1 protein-coding gene is annotated in these 493 nt (G+C 74.4%); it reads left to right on the top strand.

Features of this window, described 5'->3' with window-relative positions; translation table 11 throughout:
• The coding region (locus AC1DSF_RS30735) for a hypothetical protein (RefSeq protein ID WP_478184094.1) at window positions 1–493 on the top strand (493 nt) is incomplete at both ends.

Here is a 493-nt window from a genome sequence, read left to right as displayed (position 1 = left end):
GCCGACGGCCGGTGCGTCCGGCTTCCCCGTCGGCGGGGACACCGGGAATCCCGCGGGCGGCGACCAGCCTCCGGCCGAGGCCAAGACACCCCCGCCGCCCGGCCCGCTGATCATGCAGATCCAGGACGGCGTGACGATGGCCCCCTTCGCCCCCGGCGGGGGCCCGCAGTTCGTGCAGGGCGAACTCAAGCCCGTCACCGTGGTCGACGGCCGCAACAGCACGCTCGGCTGGACRCTCACCGGGCAGATCGACGACTTCGTCGCCATCGACGGCAGCCGCATCCCCGCGGACCGGGTGACCGTGGTGCCGAACTGCGCGCCCACGGTGACGAGTCCGAGTGCCGTCATGGGCGGCCTGCCGGGCACCGCGGCGGGCTTGCCGGAGCTGCTGTGCCGGCAGAACCCGAGCATGGGCGAGCTGACCGGCGGCAAGTTCCAGGTCGGCGCGTCGCTGAACCTGGCCGTCCCGGAGGGGACTCCGGCGGGCGACTAC

It is taken from the genome of Variovorax sp. 01N429 (assembly GCF_056399425.1).
The sequence above is the reverse complement of the archived record's forward strand: the minus strand, read 5'-3'. Positions and strand labels throughout refer to the sequence as shown.